We start from the raw sequence: 15,509 nt of genomic DNA, 5'->3' as shown, positions 1-15,509 counted from the left end.
CAAAAAAACGCTAAGGTTTCCGCAAAGGTGCGCCGTTAACTATCCATAAGATAAATTTTCCGGGGCGGCTGGCAACGTCGTCAGCCGCCCCCTTAACGCTGGAAAGTCTTATGGCCCCTTCACCCCGAAGCCGCTCGGCTGAACGTCTGGTTGAAATCATTATTGCCCTGCATCGCAACGGAAGCGTTAATCGCCGCGATCTGATGCAAAAATTTGGCATTACCGAACGCACGGTGTACCGCGATTTACAGGCGCTTTCCCCGATTATTGAACACGACGGCAAAGGGCGCTATCAGCTGCTGCCCGCGTATCAGCCCTGCCGCTGCGTGCACTGCCCTGAAGCGAACGACAAAAGCTCACAGGGCTAGATTATTCTCAGTGATCTCAATCACATATTTTCTCCCACCGGGGGTGAGCCTTAACCACTCACCCTCGCTTTTGACCGCTCACGCATCGCTTTCAACCACTCACCCATTTACCGTGCTTTACACGCGCGAGGATCTGGCACGATCGCTCCAGCATTAATCAATACCTCCTCACAACGAACCCTGACCCTTTTTTCTTTACATAAAAAACCAGGTCTTATTATGGATACTAAAAAACTACTTAAGCACGTGCCCTGGGCCATCCTCGGGATCATCGGTGCTTTCTGTCTGGCGGTTGTCGCATTACGCCGGGGCGAGCACGTCAGCGCCCTGTGGATCGTGGTCGCGTCGGTTTCCGTCTACCTTGTGGCTTATCGCTACTACAGCTTGTACATCGCGCAGAAGGTTATGAAGCTCGACCCGACGCGCGCCACCCCGGCGGTTATTAACAACGACGGCCTGAACTACGTGCCAACCAACCGTTACGTGCTGTTTGGTCACCACTTCGCCGCCATTGCAGGCGCGGGTCCGCTGGTCGGTCCGGTGCTGGCTGCGCAGATGGGCTACCTGCCGGGTACGCTCTGGCTGCTGGCGGGCGTGGTGCTGGCGGGAGCGGTGCAGGACTTTATGGTGCTGTTTATCTCCTCGCGCCGTAACGGTTCGTCGCTGGGCGAGATGATCAAAGAGGAGATGGGCCGCGTGCCAGGCACGATCGCCCTGTTCGGCTGCTTCCTGATCATGATCATCATCCTGGCGGTGCTGGCCCTGATCGTGGTGAAAGCGCTGGCCGAAAGTCCGTGGGGCGTCTTCACCGTCTGCTCTACCGTACCGATTGCGCTGTTCATGGGCATCTACATGCGCTTCCTGCGCCCTGGCCGCGTTGGCGAGGTGTCGATCATCGGTATCGTGCTGCTGGTCGCCTCCATCTACTTCGGCGGCGTGATTGCGCACGACCCGTACTGGGGTCCGGCGCTGACCTTTAAAGACACCACCATCACCTTCGCGCTGATCGGCTACGCATTCATCTCAGCGCTGCTGCCGGTGTGGCTGATTCTGGCTCCGCGTGACTACCTGGCAACCTTCCTGAAAATCGGCGTTATCGTCGGGCTGGCCATTGGTATTGTGATCATCAACCCGGAGCTGAAAATGCCGGCGGTGACGCAGTACATTGACGGTACCGGTCCGCTGTGGAAAGGCGCCCTGTTCCCGTTCCTGTTTATCACCATTGCCTGCGGTGCCGTGTCTGGCTTCCACGCGCTGATCGCCTCCGGCACCACGCCGAAGCTGATGGCCAACGAAACCGACGCGCGCTTCATCGGTTACGGCGCGATGCTGATGGAATCCTTCGTGGCGATCATGGCGCTGGTTGCGGCGTCGATTATCGAGCCTGGCCTGTACTTTGCGATGAACACCCCGCCGGCGGGTCTCGGCATTACCATGCCAAACCTGCATGAGATGGGCGGCGAAAATACCGCGCTGATCCTGGCGCAGCTGAAAGACGCCAGCGCGCACGCGGCGGCGACCGTCAGCTCCTGGGGCTTCGTGATTTCGCCTGAGCAGATCATGCAGACCGCGAAAGACATCGGCGAACCGTCCGTGCTGAACCGCGCAGGTGGCGCGCCAACGCTGGCGGTGGGTATCGCACACGTGTTCCACAAAGTGCTGCCGTGGGCGGACATGGGCTTCTGGTACCACTTCGGTATTCTGTTTGAAGCGCTGTTCATCCTCACCGCGCTGGATGCCGGTACGCGTGCAGGCCGCTTCATGTTGCAGGATCTGCTGGGTAACTTCGTGCCATTCCTGAAGAAAACCGACTCTCTGGTGGCCGGCGTTCTGGGCACTGCGGGCTGCGTAGGCCTGTGGGGTTATCTGCTGTATCAGGGCGTTGTTGACCCGCTGGGCGGCGTGAAGAGCCTGTGGCCGCTGTTCGGTATCTCTAACCAGATGCTGGCGGCTGTGGCCCTGGTGCTGGGTACCGTTGTCCTCGTGAAGATGAAACGCACCAAATACATCTGGGTCACCGTGGTGCCTGCGCTGTGGCTGCTGCTCTGCACTACCTGGGCGCTGGGTCTGAAACTGTTCAGCACCAACCCGCAGCTGGAAGGCTTCTTCTTCATGGCTAACCAGTACAAAGAGAAGATTGCCGCAGGCGGCGCGGATCTGACCGCGCAGCAGATTGCCAACATGAACCATATCGTGGTGAACAACTACACCAACGCGGGTCTGAGCATTCTGTTCCTGGTGGTGGTGTACAGCATTATCTTCTACGGCATCAAAACCTGGATGAAAGTGCGTAACGTTGAGGGCCGTACGGACAAAGAGACCCCGTACGTACCGGTGCCGGAAGGCGGCGTGAAGACCTCCTCACACCATTAATTAAGCATGTTACTGTAGGCCCGGTAAGCGTAGCGCCACCGGGCTTCTTCTATCTGGAACCCTCAATGTTTGGTAACTTAGGCGAAGCAAAAAAATACCTCGGTCAGGCGGCGAAAATGCTGATTGGCATTCCGGACTATGACAACTACGTTGAGCATATGAAGACCAACCATCCGGATAAGCCGTACATGACCTACACTGAATTCTTCCGCGAGCGCCAGGAAGCGCGCTACGGCGGAAGTGGAGAAGGCGGCGTCCGCTGCTGCTAAAGGAGAAACCATGACCCCGATTGCCGTTACCCTGCTGACCGGTTTCCTCGGCGCCGGTAAAACCACCCTGCTGCGCCACATTCTGAACGAGCAGCACGGCTTCAAAATCGCCGTCATCGAAAACGAATTTGGCGAAGTCTCCGTTGACGATCAGCTGATTGGCGACCGCGCCACCCAGATCAAAACCCTGACCAACGGCTGCATCTGCTGCACCCGCTCTAACGAATTAGAAGACGCCCTGCTGGACCTGCTCGACAGCCGCGATCGCGGTGACATCGACTTCGACCGACTGGTGATCGAGTGCACCGGCATGGCCGACCCCGGCCCGATTATTCAGACCTTTTTCTCCCATGAGATCCTCTGCCAGCGCTACCTGCTGGACGGCGTCATCGCTCTGGTGGATGCGGTACACGCCGACGAGCAGATGAACCAGTTCACCATCGCCCAGTCCCAGGTTGGCTACGCCGACCGCATCCTGCTGACCAAAACCGACGTGGCGGGTGAAAGTGAAAAACTGCGCGAGCGCCTGACGCGCATCAACTCGCGTGCGCCCATTTACACGGTGACGCATGGCGATATCGATCTCGCTCAGCTGTTCAACACCAACGGCTTTATGCTGGAAGAGAACGTCACCGCGAAACCGCGCTTCCACTTTATGTCCGACAAGCAAAACGACGTGACGTCGATTGTGGTGGAGCTGGACTACCCGGTGGACATCAGCGAGGTCTCCCGCGTGATGGAGAACCTGCTGCTGTCATTTGCCGACAAGCTGCTGCGCTATAAAGGGATGCTGTGGATCGACGGCGAGCCGAACCGCCTGCTGTTCCAGGGCGTGCAGCGCCTGTACAGCGCCGACTGGGATCGCCCGTGGGACGATGAAGCGCCGCACAGCGTGATGGTGTTTATTGGAATACAGCTGCCGGAAGAGGAAATTCGGGCAGCGTTTGCGGGGCTGAAGAAATAACCGCACCGATTATCCCCTCTCCCCCGCGGGGAGAGGGTTAGGGTGAGGGGGAACTTATTTCAACGCCTCCGGCAGCGTCACAATCCACAGCTCGCTGTCGGACTCCGGTTTCTTCAACGGCTTCACGCTGAGGGTGGTTTCAACCGGTTTGTCATCCAGCTTCAGCGCCCCCTGCGCGTTCACCCGATAATCCTTGAGCTTCTTGCCTTCGACTGGCTTCTGCATCGCCACCTTCACGCCAAAGTCATTATCGTTCGCCACTGCCAGCGTTTTGCTGTCAATCAGCGCCAGCCCTTCGGCCTTTTCCTGCTGCCAGCCCAGCGCACGCAGATCGACCACCTGCGTTTTTTCCGCAAGCGTGATGCCGCGCTGCGCCAGCGTTTTCTCATCATCAAACTCCGGGTATTCGCCCGGCTTGTCGAAGGCCGCCAGATCGCTCGCCTTGCTCAGATCAACCCTGTAGATGAGGTTACGCATTGCGTCATTTTTATCCTCGCCCTGTTCAATCAGCAGGATGGTGTGGTTATCCAGCGCCACTATGTCGCCGATTTTAGCGTCGCTGTTTTTGCTGTAGGCCGCGCTGTCGACAGGGTAGCCGTACATCGCGGTTTTCCCGGTCGCCGGATCGAAGCTCACCAGACGCGTAAACAGCGCCTGTTTTTTGCTCTTCCCGTCGATATCCAGCGTGCTTTGCACGGCGGCGATAATGCGTCCGTCCGGCATGCGGGTCAGCCCTTCAAAGCCCCGGTTTGCCTGACGCCATTTGATAACGTTTGGCAGACCACCTGCGATGGCTTTCTCCCCTTCCGTCGCCTGCGGGCCGTGGATCGCGAGGATTTTCCCTTTCCCGTCGATGTTAATCAGGAACGGGCCATACTCATCGCACAGCCAGTAGCCGCCCTTCCCGTCCGGCGTGATGCCTTCCGTATCCAGCCCGCGGTTATCGCCTTTCAGCACTTTTAAGGTGTCGCTTAGCGCGACTTCATTGGTAGATCCAATCACGCCGCTTTGCAGCGGCAGGCCGTTGATCTCGCCTTTATCATCATGCAGCGGTCGCGCGTCCACGGCCTCCGCTTTGCCGTTTAGCACACGGATCGTCATCAGCAGCGGGGCGAAATCCGGGGTAACAAAGATTTTGGCATCGTTTTTCCCCATTTTTGGCGAATCCGCGTTAGGACCGCGATCGGTCACGGTCGCAAACGTCAGCGCATCGCCCTGCTTGCCCGTGAATAACAAACCCGAACCAATCCCCACCGGGAGCCCGTTCGGGAATGCGCTGGCAAACGCACCGCTGTATTTGACATGCGCGCCTTCGGGAAAGCTGACGACGTAGCGCTCCGCGGTTGGCTGTGCCGCCAGGCCAGAGAAAGAGAGCGCACAACCGACTAGCACAGGAATAATTTTTCTTTTCATATTGTTAGCATCCAGTAAGTGAAGCCAACAACGTAATGAAGAAAGGTGTCAGAAAAATGACATGTAATGGCAACGAAGCGGCGCGTACGGACGTATATCAATCACCAGAAATGTAAACCTCTGTCTTTATCTGTGTCAGCTGAAATACTTTTGGAAATTATTAGAAACCCAATTAATTCATGGCGAAGGACTATTTGCGCCTCGTTCATTTTACGTTTAGCCAGGAATGTAAACTGTCCCTAAACGCGAATGTATTGGACATTGACGATTTGCCATATAAACAACTCATCAACATTTACCATTCAAAAACCCAACACAAACAGCATATAAATGCGATACATATCACATTTGCAGTCATAAACATCGCTTGTTAAGGTGCCCTCAGATTAATTTAATGACGAGGAAACACTCATGAAAAAACTTAACATCCTGATCCTTTCTGCTCTGACCGCCGTATCGGGCTCCGCACTGGCCATGGGTGGCAGCATTGAGCAGGGTAAAAACTTTACTAACCTCAATCTGGAAATGGGGAAATCCTCATCCGGCCTGTATGCGGAGAGCAACTGGCTGAAAAACACCGATGACGGTACCCAGACCGGCGGCGTTGGGGCAGGCTATAACCTGGAAGTGGGTCCGGTGATGCTGAATGCTGGCGCGAAAGCCATCTACATCGGCCCGAAAAAAGGCGATAACGGCGTGGCATTCCCGATTGGCGGCGGCGTTAACGTTGCGCTTACGGACAGCATTCACGTGTTTGGTGAAGGTTATGTGGCGCCAGACGGCCTGAACAACAGCGTGAAGAACTATGTTGAAGCTAACGGCGGCGTAAGCTGGACGCCAGTCAAACCTGTCACGCTGAAAGTGGGCTATCGCCACGTGAGCGTAGACGGTAAAGACGGTCGTCCAAACCACACGCTGATCGATGGTGCATATGTAGGCGGTGGAGTGTCCTTCTAAGCCTGTTTGCGCGTTTCGCCCGGCGGCGCTACGCTTGCACGGGCCTACAATGAAGGGTGCAATGTATTAAAATTATTGCACATTGTAGGCCGGGTAAGCGCAGCGCCACCCGGCAAGAAAGGCGATGCGACCGTTAATAAAAAACCTGCCGGATGGCAGGTTTTTTTTATTACCGCATTACTTGCGAACGACCACCAGCTTCTGGTTCACAAACTCTTTGATCCCCAGGTCCGACAGCTCGCGTCCGTAACCCGAACGTTTTACGCCGCCGAACGGCAGCTCTGCCGCAGTGTCGGTGAGCCAGTTGATGTACACCATCCCGGTCTCAATGCGCGACGCCATTTTCTTCGCGCGCTCGATGTTCTGGCTGAACACCGCGCCGCCCAGACCGTAGTGGGAATCGTTAGCCAGTGCGACCGCTTCGTCGTCGCTTTTCACCACGTAAACCTGCGCTACCGGACCGAAGAACTCCTCGAAGTACGCCGGATTATCGCGCGAGATATGTGTCAGGATGGTCGGCTCAAAGAAGCTTCCGTCACGCTGAACCGGCTTGCCGCCATGGTGCAGCTTCGCGCCATTTTTCACCGCCTCGTTAACCTGTTTAGTTAGCGTCTCCAGCGCGTCTTTGGATGACAAAGGCCCCAGCGTGGTGCTTTCGTCCAGCGGATCGCCAATTTTCACCTGCTTAAACGCCTCGGTGAATTTGCTCAGGAAGGCGTCTGCAATCTTTTCATGCAGGATAAAGCGCTTCGCCGCGGTACAGACCTGCCCGGCATTGTTCAGCCGCGCGTTAACGCCGATCTTCACGGCTTTATCCAGGTCGGCATCGTCCAGCACCACGAAGACATCGTTCCCGCCCAGTTCCAGGGTCGATTTTTTGAGGTGCTTCGCAGCCTGTGCCGCAACCACGCTACCCGCTTTTTCTGAACCGGTCAGCGCCGCCCCCTGTACGCGATCGTCGGCGATAATGTTCGCCACCTGTTCGGACGAGATAAACAGGTTGGTCCACGCCCCTTCCGGCGCGCCCGCTTCACGTACCAGTTGTGCAAAGGTCTCTGCACAGTGCGGCACGATGCTGGCGTGCTTGGCGATCACCGGGTTGCCCGCTGCCAGGTTTGGCGCCAGAACGCGCATCAGCTGATAGTACGGGAAGTTCCATGGCTCGACGGCCATCAGCACGCCGATGGGGTGATGTTCAACCCATGCTTCCCCGAGTTCAGAGTCATACTTCACCGGGGCCAGGAACTGCTTCGCGTTGTCCGCATAGTAGCGGGCGATTTGCGCGCACAGCTTCACTTCGCCGCGGCTTTGTTCGATGAGCTTACCCATCTCCTGACTGGCGATTTTCGCCAGATCCTCCACGCGTTCGTCGATCAGGTCCGCCAGCTTATGCAGCACCGGCAGGCGCTGGCTTATGTCGCCTTTCGCCCAGTCGGAATGATAGAGCGCATCGGCTGCCTTCAGCGCCGCTTCAACGTCTGCGTCAGTGTGAGAGGGATATTCTTTGATGAGCTGGTTCGTGGCAGGATTTACTGTCTGATAAGCCATATCGAATCTCCTTGTTTTACCGCTTAGGGTATTAAGGGTAGTCAATCTGACTGGCTTTGAAGGTAAAGTTGGGTATATACGGAGGGTTCTTAACAAGACGCTGCCAGGCGATGCGCAGACATGGTATAAAAAATGCTCATCAATGGAGTTCCTATGACCGATACCCGCCACATCCGCCAGACCTTTAACCGCGCAGCAGGCCTTGAGCTGCGCAGTACGTGGCAAAGCACCCGGGCATATAAACGTCATTGCCATCCACAGCTCTCCATCGGCGCGATTGTGGAAGGCCAGACCTGCTGCGTAAGTCATGGCAATGCGTACGTTCTTGATCCCGGTGATCTTATCGTGATCCCGGCTTATGCCCCGCACAGCTGCAACCCCGTTGTCGGGAAGCCGCGCAGTTACCATATGCTCTATATCGACACCGATCTTCCCCTGGCGCTACAGGTTATTCGCGATCCCACGCTCTTTAAGCACTTTCTTGCCGTTGTCGGGACGATGTCCTCCGCATCCGTGGAGACCCTGCTTTCTGCCCTTCCCCGTTGCGCGGGTGAGATGAATGCACCTCGCTCAACCAGTCAGCAGGTTCAGCAGGCGTTACTCTCCGACCTTGCCGCACCGCCTTCCCTTGACGAACTCGCCCAACGATTCTCACTGCGCAAGGAGACGCTGATCCGCACTTTCAGGCAGGATACCGGCCTGACGCCGGGCAGTTTCCTCAACATTTCGCGCGTGGAGTACGCCAAAGCGCGGCTGCGCGCGGGGGATGATATCGCCGACGTGGGCTACCAGAGCGGGTTTGCCGACCAGAGTCATTTTCATAAGACCTTCGTGAACTATACCGCCGCCACGCCGCGCCAGTACGCCACGGGCCGATCAATATCAGACAATAATCAGGATACGTAACGTCGTAAGGTGACCTCAGATTTGTCACTGAGGTCGCTATGGAACTGTTATTTCCCTCCGCCTTTCTTGCCCTGGCGCTGGCGCATTTTGTTGCCCTGTTAAGCCCGGGCCCGGATTTCTTCCTGCTGGTAGGCTACGCCGCCCGCTACCGGCTGCGCGGCAGCGCCGGATTGTGTCTCGGCATCGCAGCAGGTAACGGGTTATATATCTTACTGGTAATTATCGGCTGGAGCGCGCTGCGCCAGTTTGGGTGGCTGTTTACGCTTATCGAACTGTCCGGCGCGCTGTACCTGCTGTGGATTGGCTCGCATCTTGTGCGCAGCCGCCCGCAGCCGCTGGCGCTGGAAGAAACCCGCCAGCGCTGCCCTTCTCTGCGTAAGCAAATCCTGCTGGGGCTGGGTTCGGCGCTGTTAAATCCCAAAAACGCGTTGTTCTACCTGGCGCTAATGACAGCGTTACTCGGGCCGGACGTCACACTGCTTCAGCAGGCGACCTGCGGCGTCTGGATGGTGATGGTGGTGCTGGTATGGGATCTGGCGCTGATATCGCTGATGGGGTTACCGGCGGTTCAGCGAAAGCTCAGCCGTTCGCTCTGGCTGATAGAGCGCACGGCAGGGGTGGTGTTGATGGGGTTTGGTGGGTGGGTGCTGTGGCGGGTAGTGGCAAATATCCTCTGAGAGAAAAGGCAGCCTGACGCTGCCTGTGTTATTTTTTGTTCTGATCGCGCAGCATCGCCTCGCGCAAAATGGCATTAAGCCGCGTCTGGTAACCTTTCCCTGGCCGTTTAAGCCACTCCATCACGTCGGCGTCAATGCGTACTGATGCCTGAGTTTTGAGCGGTCGATAGAATTTTCCCCGCACGGCACCGGCCCAGCGATCATCCTCCGTGGCCGGTATATCGCTGTAATCAATTTCCCTGTCGGGTTTATCCGCCAGCGCTTTGAGTTCAGCCTCCCGGCGGGCACTCACTTCCGGTGCACTACCGCGTTTATGTTTAACGATGCTCATAACGCCTCCTCTCTTTACGATCCGCTTTACGCGCACTGATGATACGTATGATTTCATCCCCGCTTTCAAAACGTACCGTGTGCGCGACCAGAATGACAATAACACCCTGTACAAGACCAATGGTTTGCCAGCGAAACTCCCCGTTTTCATAACGATCCTGAACAGACAAATGGCAGGGATCGTCAAAAACCAGAACTGCATCTTCAAAACGAATGGCGTGTTTTTGCAGATTGCTTTTCGCCTTATTGCTATCCCATTCATACTCTATAGGCATAGTGTACCCTTCCCTGATTGTATATACAAAAAAGCATATACAAACAGAGCAGTATTTGAACGAAAAAGACAATGTTTTGATTTGATTTCTGAAGGAGCATTCCAGAAAGTGAGATGACTGGCCTCGTGCAGCTTTGCACTTTTCCCCCGTATCCCTCTATCCTTAACCCATGGAAAAACATACCGAACTCAAACGCGCCAAGCTTCTCGCGCTGTCGCTGCTGCTGATTGCCGTCGCAGCGTTTATCACCACTCTGTTCCTGCCGCAAACCTTCTGGGTGCGCGGCGTAAAGGCCATTGCCGAGGCGGCGATGGTCGGCGCGCTGGCGGACTGGTTTGCCGTTGTCGCGCTGTTCCGCCGGGTGCCCATTCCCTTTATCTCGCGCCATACGGCGATTATCCCGCGCAATAAAGACCGCATCGGCGACAATCTCGGCCAGTTCGTGCAGGAAAAGTTTCTCGATACGCAATCCCTTGTCGATCTTATCCGTCGCTACGAGCCCGCACAGATGATTGGGGCCTGGTTCAGCCAGCCCGATAACGCCCGGCGCGTGGGGCAGCATCTGGTGCAGGTGATGAGCGGTTTTCTGGAACTTACCGACGATGGACGCATTCAACGCCTGCTCAAACGCGCCGTCCACAAGGCTATCGACAAGGTCGATCTAACCGAGACCAGCGCCGTCATGCTGGAAAGCATGACCAAAAACAACCGTCACCAGGTGCTGCTGGACGCCATCATCAACCGCCTGATTACCCTGATTCAGCGGGAAAGCACGCGGGAATTTATTGCCGACCAGATCGTCCACTGGCTTAAGACCGAGCATCCGCGCAAGGCGATGGTGCTACCCACCGAGTGGCTGGGCGATCAAAGCGCGGAGATGGTGTCGAACGCGGTGAACACGCTGCTGGACGATATCAGCCACGACCGCACGCACCAGATCCGTCAGGCGTTTGACCGCGCCACGACCAAGTTCATCGACAATCTGAAAAACGATCCGGAGATGACGGCGAAAGCCGAGAATATCAAACACTACCTGAAGAATGACGAAGCCTTTAACCGCTATCTGGGGGAAATGTGGGCTGACCTGCGCCAGTGGCTGAAAAATGACATGCAGAGCGATGATTCCCGCGTGAAGCAGCGTATCGCCAACGCCGGGCTGTGGTTTGGCGAAACGCTGACCAACGACGCCAGCCTGCGGGCGTCGCTGAATGAGCATCTGGAGCAGGCCGCGCACCGCGTGGCGCCGGATTTCGCCGCGTTCCTGACGCGCCATATCAGCGACACGGTGAAAAGCTGGGATGCCAAAGACATGTCACGCCAGATAGAACTCAATATCGGTAAAGATCTTCAGTTCATTCGCGTTAACGGTACCCTGGTGGGCGGAACAATTGGCCTGATCCTGTTTCTGCTCTCGCAGTTGCCCGCCGTGCTGGGGCATTAATCTGCTTTTGGCGGCGCGATAACGTAGCGCGTCGCCTCGAAGCGGTTCAGGATCAGGTGCACCAGAAAGACCATCGTCAGCGTGACCACCAGCGCGAAGGTGACGGAGGTGATGCGGTACAGATCGCTGAACACCAGGTCGCTGTCCGGATGCATGTTCTGCCCGAACATAATGCCGATGGTGGTGATACTGGCGAAGCCTACCCCGGCGCCGACCTTCTCCATTACGTGCAGACGCGCGCCAAACGCCAGTCCAAGGCCAATCAGCGGCATCATCAGCAGCATATGGCTGCTGTGATCGTAGAGGATAAGCTGGACGACAAGGATATAAAGACACCCCAGCACCACGCCGACTACGCGCCAGATGGAGCTGATAACCGATCCGCGATAGTGCATCGGGAACAGGATCAGAATGCCCGCCATCAGCGCCGAAAGCGAATCGCTTAAGTCGCTCATCTGGAACACCACGAAAATCAGCGTCGCCACGGTGCCCGAGAGCAGAGACTCGTGGCGCACGCGGGCGTCATCTTTCTCGATCAGCGGCGGCGGCTTACGCGGCTCCACGTCCGGCAGCAGGTAGTTCATCAGCGCGCTCAGGCACACCGCCATTACGCTCGCTTCGATGTTAGAGAATAAAAGCGTGTGCCAGTTGGTGGTGGGGTAGCTCATAAAGTTGAGCATCACGCTCTGGCAAACCACGCCCATCGAGCCGAACAGGAACAGCGGCCCCTTACTCATAAAGCGAAAACGCATCACGTACAGGGCAAACACCACCAGCGTCATAATGACCGGCCACTGGGACAGATAGCCGATGATAAACACCATTTCGATGCAGTTCAGCGAGGCGCTGAAGATAAACTGCTTCGCCACGTGGCGGTTAAACACCGGCACCAGCGAGAGCAGCATGATCGGATAGACCACAAAAAACACGCCGTAGCTGGTGTTGTAGAAACTCGAAATACTGAGCGCAATCATCCCGGCAAAGACGATACGCAGGGTCTGGCGAAAGTCGTTTGCCGTATAGACGATGTTGCCGTGCGGGGTAAATACCCGCGCCAGGGTGCTAATAGACATAGTGAAGCAGGCTCACCAGATGGATTTGCATCCCGGAGAAGAATCGCGCAAACGGCCCTTCGCTATTGTAGAGCTGCACGGTGGCGCGCGCGCCGGTCGGCAGCGACTTCGGTAAGGCTTCGTCCAGCGCCACGTGAATGCGCATACGCTGGGCATCACGCACCCAGCGGTTGGAGGTTTCCGGTTCAGAAAGTTGACCGTTTACGGCCTCCTGTCCGGCGAGGATCCCCGCGTCGCTGCTGGTGACGTGGGCACGGAAAACTTGCCCCGGGAAGGCGTCAAACACCACGGCGGCGTCGGTCCCCTGGTGGGTATGCCGCAGGCTCTTCTCGCGGAAATCCGCCACGATATCGATCCGGGTGTTCACCAGCGCCAGCGCAGCCGAACCGGACGAGGCGTAAAAACCGGGGCTTAATTGCAGGTTACTGACCGTGCCGTCCGCCTCGGCGTAGACCTTCGTCCAGCCAAGATTCAGCTCCGCTTCATCCAGCGCGTTACGGTATTTTTGCAGCGTCACGTTGCGGTGCTCATCCCGCTCGCCGCGCTGAATGCGCAGGTTATGAATATTCGCCTGAATCGAGCTGACGGACTGCTCGCTGCTCTGCCAGGTGGTACGGACCTTATCCAGATCCGCCTGCGACACGCTCTGCAAGGTGCTCAGTTTCTGGTAGCGGTCGAAGGTCACTTTGTCGTTACGCGCCGTCAGCACCGCGGTTTTCAGGCTGGCCTGCGCCGCGGCAATCTGCGCGTCCAGCTGATCGTTAGACAGACGCGCCTGTTCCAGCGCAATCTGCGCCGCTTCGACCTTATTGCGAAACGGCGTGGCGTCGAGCTCAAACAGCAGATCGCCTCTCTTAACCTGGCTATTGTTGTGGACATGTACCGCCGCCACATACCCGGAGACGCGGGCAGACACCGGGGTCACCACGCGCATCACGGTGGAGTCCGGCGTCAGCGGGATCCAGATATCCGCGACGATAAAGTAGACAAACATCAGCAGGAAAGAGGCAATACTCACCCTTACCCAGCGGGCAAACTTTTGTTCAGGAGTCATTATTTTTCGGTCTTATTATCTTCTTCGCGGATTGTCCGCAAATTGCAGGCGATTTGATTGAGTGTGGCGCTGAAAATATCGAGATGTTCCGGCGCGATGTTTTGCGATACGCGCGCCTGATACGTCTCAATCACCTGAGAGAGCCTTTCAAGAATGGCTTTTCCCTCAGGCGTCAGCGTCAGCAGCCGGATACGCTTGTCATACGGCGAGACGGTGCGCAGCAGGTAGCCCTGCTTTTCCAGCTGTGTCAGCGTACGCATTAGCGGAGGCAGTTCAATCCCCTGCACTTCCGCCAGCTCGCTGACCGAGACGTTATCCCCGAGTTGATGAAGCTGCATCATCACCGTCCAGCTCGACTGGGTTAATCCGGTGTCGAGAATGGCGTCGTCGATGACTGCGCGCCACTGACGCACGATCATCGCCATCCGCATGCCCATCGGCCTGCGGCTAAACAGATCTTCTTCACTCATGGGGAATCCTCTCGTAGTACGCCATTACGATAATAGTTATCAGGGTAAGTATCAAGAAACGAGAAGTTAAAGCGCAGGAATTGCGAAACGATGTTCTCCCTCTCCCTGTGGGAGAGGGTCGGGGTGAGGGCATCAGCCCGCAACGGCGTTTAGCGGCTAAAATGCTTCCTGACGGCACTTTTCCCCGAAGCCGTCACCACCACCTCCCTGTACCCCGCCACCCGCTGGATCCAACCTTTGCTTTCCATGTGGATGAGCAGCGCCGCGCCGGCCTCTCCCCCCAGATGAAACCGCCGCTCGCTCCAGTCCAGGCAGGCGCAGCACGCCTTGCGACGGGTATTGGGATTTAACGGAATACCAAGCTTCAGAAACTGCTCGCGGCCATGTAGCGTGAGCGCTAAACCGTCTGCCTCAAGCCAGCCTTCCGCCTGCATGAATTCATAGATATGCACCGCCACCGTTCCGGCAAGATGGTCGTAGCAGGTTCGTGCTTCGCGCAGGGCTTTTGGCGCGGAGGTTTCCGGCGACGTGATGCGGCTCCAGGAGAGCCCCATCATCTGCTCGACAAGCGCCGCCACGTCGTGCCCCGCCAGGCGATAGTAGCGATGCCGCCCCTGAGACAGGCAGGTAATCAACTTTCCCTCCACCAGCCGCGCGAGATGCCCACTGGCGGTCGACGGCGCAACGTCTGCCGCCACGCTCAGCTCTGTAGCCGTCCACGCCCGCCCGTCCATCAGAGCACAGAGCATCTTCACGCGCGACGGATCGGCCATTGTAGCCGCTACAGCGGCAATGGCCTGTTCCAGCGCCGCCGCAATTTCACCCTGCTCGCCGGGCCTGTTGTCGAAAATCACATGAACGTCATACATGCGCGTGCCCTCCCGTTTCGGAGCTGTACTCCCGCATCAGCTGCGCCACGCGAATACGGTAGAAAGAAAAAATCGACGCCCGGCCTTCGGCCTGCGCGGCCTGATGGAAGACATTCTGCTTCCAGCGGCGGACGGCCTCTTCATCCCGCCACCAGGAAAGGGACAGGATTTTGCCGTCGGTCGTCAGGCTCTGGAACCGTTCGATATCAATAAAGCCGTCGATGTCGGCCAGTAAAGGTTTAAGCTCTGCGGCCAGTTGCAGATAGCGCGCCTGATAAGCGGGTTCGGCTTTGGCTTCGAAAAGGACTGCGATCATGGTTTTCTCTCCGTTGTGATGTTGGGGAGAGAATGCAGAATGAAGAGATACAATGCTTCGGTATGGAGCGAAGTGTTTGCCGGATGGCGCTGCGCTTATCCGGCCTACGGTGTTTTGTAGGCCCGGTAAGCGTAGCGCCACCGGGCTGGTTTTAGCCCACCATCGAACTCGGCTCCATAAACGCCTGAATCCCCCACTCGCCATCG

General features: G+C 57.0%; 17 protein-coding genes. 8 read left to right on the top strand and 9 right to left on the bottom strand.

The window, feature by feature from the left end; genetic code table 11:
* Positions 1-110 precede the first annotated feature (110 nt).
* From ACQG0T_RS03050 to yjiA, 4 genes are all read left to right on the top strand, one after another.
* Positions 111-368: an HTH domain-containing protein gene (locus ACQG0T_RS03050; protein ID WP_045330232.1), complete on the top strand. Its 258-nt coding sequence runs from the start codon at positions 111-113 to the stop codon at positions 366-368.
* A 219-nt stretch (positions 369-587) separates the two neighbouring features.
* On the top strand, positions 588-2,741 hold the full coding sequence (locus tag ACQG0T_RS03045) for a carbon starvation CstA family protein (protein WP_017694565.1): 2,154 nt from the start codon (positions 588-590) through the stop codon (positions 2,739-2,741).
* A 65-nt stretch (positions 2,742-2,806) separates the two neighbouring features.
* Positions 2,807-3,010 (top strand): YbdD/YjiX family protein, encoded by a 204-nt coding sequence (locus ACQG0T_RS03040; protein WP_003856610.1) that lies wholly within the window; start codon positions 2,807-2,809, stop codon positions 3,008-3,010.
* 10 nt (positions 3,011-3,020) lie between these two features.
* Positions 3,021-3,974 carry a GTPase gene (yjiA, locus tag ACQG0T_RS03035; RefSeq protein ID WP_032104667.1) on the top strand — a complete coding sequence of 318 codons (954 nt, stop codon included), beginning with the start codon at positions 3,021-3,023 and terminating at the stop codon, positions 3,972-3,974.
* 54 nt (positions 3,975-4,028) lie between these two features.
* Here the strand turns inward: yjiA and ACQG0T_RS03030 are convergent, their stop codons facing one another.
* Positions 4,029-5,387: an esterase-like activity of phytase family protein gene (locus ACQG0T_RS03030; RefSeq protein WP_032104666.1), complete on the bottom strand. Its 1,359-nt coding sequence runs from the start codon at positions 5,385-5,387 to the stop codon at positions 4,029-4,031.
* Positions 5,388-5,798: 411 nt separating this feature from the next.
* Between ACQG0T_RS03030 and ACQG0T_RS03025 the strand changes: the two genes are divergently transcribed.
* On the top strand, positions 5,799-6,344 hold the full coding sequence (locus ACQG0T_RS03025) for a YfaZ family outer membrane protein (protein ID WP_006810254.1): 546 nt from the start codon (positions 5,799-5,801) through the stop codon (positions 6,342-6,344).
* Between the two features lie 177 nt (positions 6,345-6,521).
* Here ACQG0T_RS03025 and ACQG0T_RS03020 read toward each other — a convergent pair whose 3' ends face one another.
* Positions 6,522-7,892 (bottom strand): NAD-dependent succinate-semialdehyde dehydrogenase, encoded by a 1,371-nt coding sequence (locus tag ACQG0T_RS03020; RefSeq protein ID WP_017694568.1) that lies wholly within the window; start codon positions 7,890-7,892, stop codon positions 6,522-6,524.
* A gap of 153 nt (positions 7,893-8,045) precedes the next feature.
* On the opposite strand from ACQG0T_RS03020, the gene ACQG0T_RS03015 reads away from it, so the two are divergent.
* On the top strand, positions 8,046-8,798 hold the full coding sequence (locus tag ACQG0T_RS03015; RefSeq protein WP_015572582.1) for an AraC family transcriptional regulator: 753 nt from the start codon (positions 8,046-8,048) through the stop codon (positions 8,796-8,798).
* A 38-nt stretch (positions 8,799-8,836) separates the two neighbouring features.
* Complete coding sequence (locus tag ACQG0T_RS03010; RefSeq protein WP_017694569.1) at positions 8,837-9,475, top strand: LysE family translocator; 639 nt, start codon at positions 8,837-8,839, stop codon at positions 9,473-9,475.
* Between the two features lie 28 nt (positions 9,476-9,503).
* Here ACQG0T_RS03010 and ACQG0T_RS03005 read toward each other — a convergent pair whose 3' ends face one another.
* A complete protein-coding gene (locus tag ACQG0T_RS03005) occupies positions 9,504-9,806 on the bottom strand; it encodes a BrnA antitoxin family protein (protein ID WP_017694570.1) in 303 nt (100 codons plus the stop codon).
* Positions 9,793-10,080 (bottom strand): BrnT family toxin, encoded by a 288-nt coding sequence (locus ACQG0T_RS03000; RefSeq protein ID WP_015572580.1) that lies wholly within the window; start codon positions 10,078-10,080, stop codon positions 9,793-9,795. Before ACQG0T_RS03000 ends, ACQG0T_RS03005 begins: the two co-directional genes overlap by 14 nt.
* Positions 10,081-10,249: 169 nt before the next feature.
* Here ACQG0T_RS03000 and ACQG0T_RS02995 point away from each other — a divergent pair, with 169 nt between their 5' ends.
* The gene (locus ACQG0T_RS02995; RefSeq protein WP_252051980.1) at positions 10,250-11,521 is read left to right on the top strand and encodes a DUF445 domain-containing protein; all 1,272 of its coding nucleotides are present in this window, start codon (positions 10,250-10,252) and stop codon (positions 11,519-11,521) included.
* Here ACQG0T_RS02995 and ACQG0T_RS02990 read toward each other — a convergent pair.
* From ACQG0T_RS02990 to ACQG0T_RS02970, 5 genes are all read right to left on the bottom strand, one after another.
* On the bottom strand, positions 11,518-12,594 hold the full coding sequence (locus ACQG0T_RS02990) for a DUF2955 domain-containing protein (protein ID WP_015572578.1): 1,077 nt from the start codon (positions 12,592-12,594) through the stop codon (positions 11,518-11,520). The genes ACQG0T_RS02995 and ACQG0T_RS02990 overlap by 4 nt on opposite strands.
* The gene (locus ACQG0T_RS02985) at positions 12,584-13,651 is read right to left on the bottom strand and encodes an HlyD family secretion protein (RefSeq protein ID WP_026080654.1); all 1,068 of its coding nucleotides are present in this window, start codon (positions 13,649-13,651) and stop codon (positions 12,584-12,586) included. The genes ACQG0T_RS02990 and ACQG0T_RS02985 overlap by 11 nt, the downstream gene beginning before the upstream one ends.
* A complete protein-coding gene (locus ACQG0T_RS02980; protein WP_015572576.1) occupies positions 13,648-14,118 on the bottom strand; it encodes a MarR family winged helix-turn-helix transcriptional regulator in 471 nt (156 codons plus the stop codon). Before ACQG0T_RS02980 ends, ACQG0T_RS02985 begins: the two co-directional genes overlap by 4 nt.
* A gap of 149 nt (positions 14,119-14,267) precedes the next feature.
* Positions 14,268-14,987: an ArsR/SmtB family transcription factor gene (locus ACQG0T_RS02975; protein WP_108394133.1), complete on the bottom strand. Its 720-nt coding sequence runs from the start codon at positions 14,985-14,987 to the stop codon at positions 14,268-14,270.
* Positions 14,980-15,303, bottom strand: coding sequence for an antibiotic biosynthesis monooxygenase family protein (locus tag ACQG0T_RS02970; protein WP_047736945.1), 324 nt, complete (start codon positions 15,301-15,303; stop codon positions 14,980-14,982). The genes ACQG0T_RS02975 and ACQG0T_RS02970 overlap by 8 nt, the downstream gene beginning before the upstream one ends.
* Positions 15,304-15,509: the final 206 nt, after the last annotated feature.

This window comes from Enterobacter cloacae complex sp. 302F9, assembly GCF_050030335.1.
Classification (GTDB): domain Bacteria; phylum Pseudomonadota; class Gammaproteobacteria; order Enterobacterales; family Enterobacteriaceae; genus Enterobacter; species Enterobacter hormaechei_C.
Note: the sequence above shows the minus strand (reverse complement) of the source record. Positions and strands in the feature narration are given on the sequence as shown.

Excerpts from the sequence above, each read along its gene's own strand:
- ACQG0T_RS03050 (WP_045330232.1), top strand. The coding sequence starts at position 111 with ATGGCCCCTTCACCCCGAAGCCGCTCGGCTGAACGTCTGGTTGAAATC.
- ACQG0T_RS03045 (WP_017694565.1), top strand. The coding sequence starts at position 588 with ATGGATACTAAAAAACTACTTAAGCACGTGCCCTGGGCCATCCTCGGG.
- ACQG0T_RS03040 (WP_003856610.1), top strand. The coding sequence starts at position 2,807 with ATGTTTGGTAACTTAGGCGAAGCAAAAAAATACCTCGGTCAGGCGGCG.
- yjiA (WP_032104667.1), top strand. The coding sequence starts at position 3,021 with ATGACCCCGATTGCCGTTACCCTGCTGACCGGTTTCCTCGGCGCCGGT.
- ACQG0T_RS03030 (WP_032104666.1), bottom strand. The coding sequence starts at position 5,387 with ATGAAAAGAAAAATTATTCCTGTGCTAGTCGGTTGTGCGCTCTCTTTC.
- ACQG0T_RS03025 (WP_006810254.1), top strand. The coding sequence starts at position 5,799 with ATGAAAAAACTTAACATCCTGATCCTTTCTGCTCTGACCGCCGTATCG.
- ACQG0T_RS03020 (WP_017694568.1), bottom strand. The coding sequence starts at position 7,892 with ATGGCTTATCAGACAGTAAATCCTGCCACGAACCAGCTCATCAAAGAA.
- ACQG0T_RS03015 (WP_015572582.1), top strand. The coding sequence starts at position 8,046 with ATGACCGATACCCGCCACATCCGCCAGACCTTTAACCGCGCAGCAGGC.
- ACQG0T_RS03010 (WP_017694569.1), top strand. The coding sequence starts at position 8,837 with ATGGAACTGTTATTTCCCTCCGCCTTTCTTGCCCTGGCGCTGGCGCAT.
- ACQG0T_RS03005 (WP_017694570.1), bottom strand. The coding sequence starts at position 9,806 with ATGAGCATCGTTAAACATAAACGCGGTAGTGCACCGGAAGTGAGTGCC.
- ACQG0T_RS03000 (WP_015572580.1), bottom strand. The coding sequence starts at position 10,080 with ATGCCTATAGAGTATGAATGGGATAGCAATAAGGCGAAAAGCAATCTG.
- ACQG0T_RS02995 (WP_252051980.1), top strand. The coding sequence starts at position 10,250 with ATGGAAAAACATACCGAACTCAAACGCGCCAAGCTTCTCGCGCTGTCG.
- ACQG0T_RS02990 (WP_015572578.1), bottom strand. The coding sequence starts at position 12,594 with ATGTCTATTAGCACCCTGGCGCGGGTATTTACCCCGCACGGCAACATC.
- ACQG0T_RS02980 (WP_015572576.1), bottom strand. The coding sequence starts at position 14,118 with ATGAGTGAAGAAGATCTGTTTAGCCGCAGGCCGATGGGCATGCGGATG.
- ACQG0T_RS02975 (WP_108394133.1), bottom strand. The coding sequence starts at position 14,987 with ATGTATGACGTTCATGTGATTTTCGACAACAGGCCCGGCGAGCAGGGT.
- ACQG0T_RS02970 (WP_047736945.1), bottom strand. The coding sequence starts at position 15,303 with ATGATCGCAGTCCTTTTCGAAGCCAAAGCCGAACCCGCTTATCAGGCG.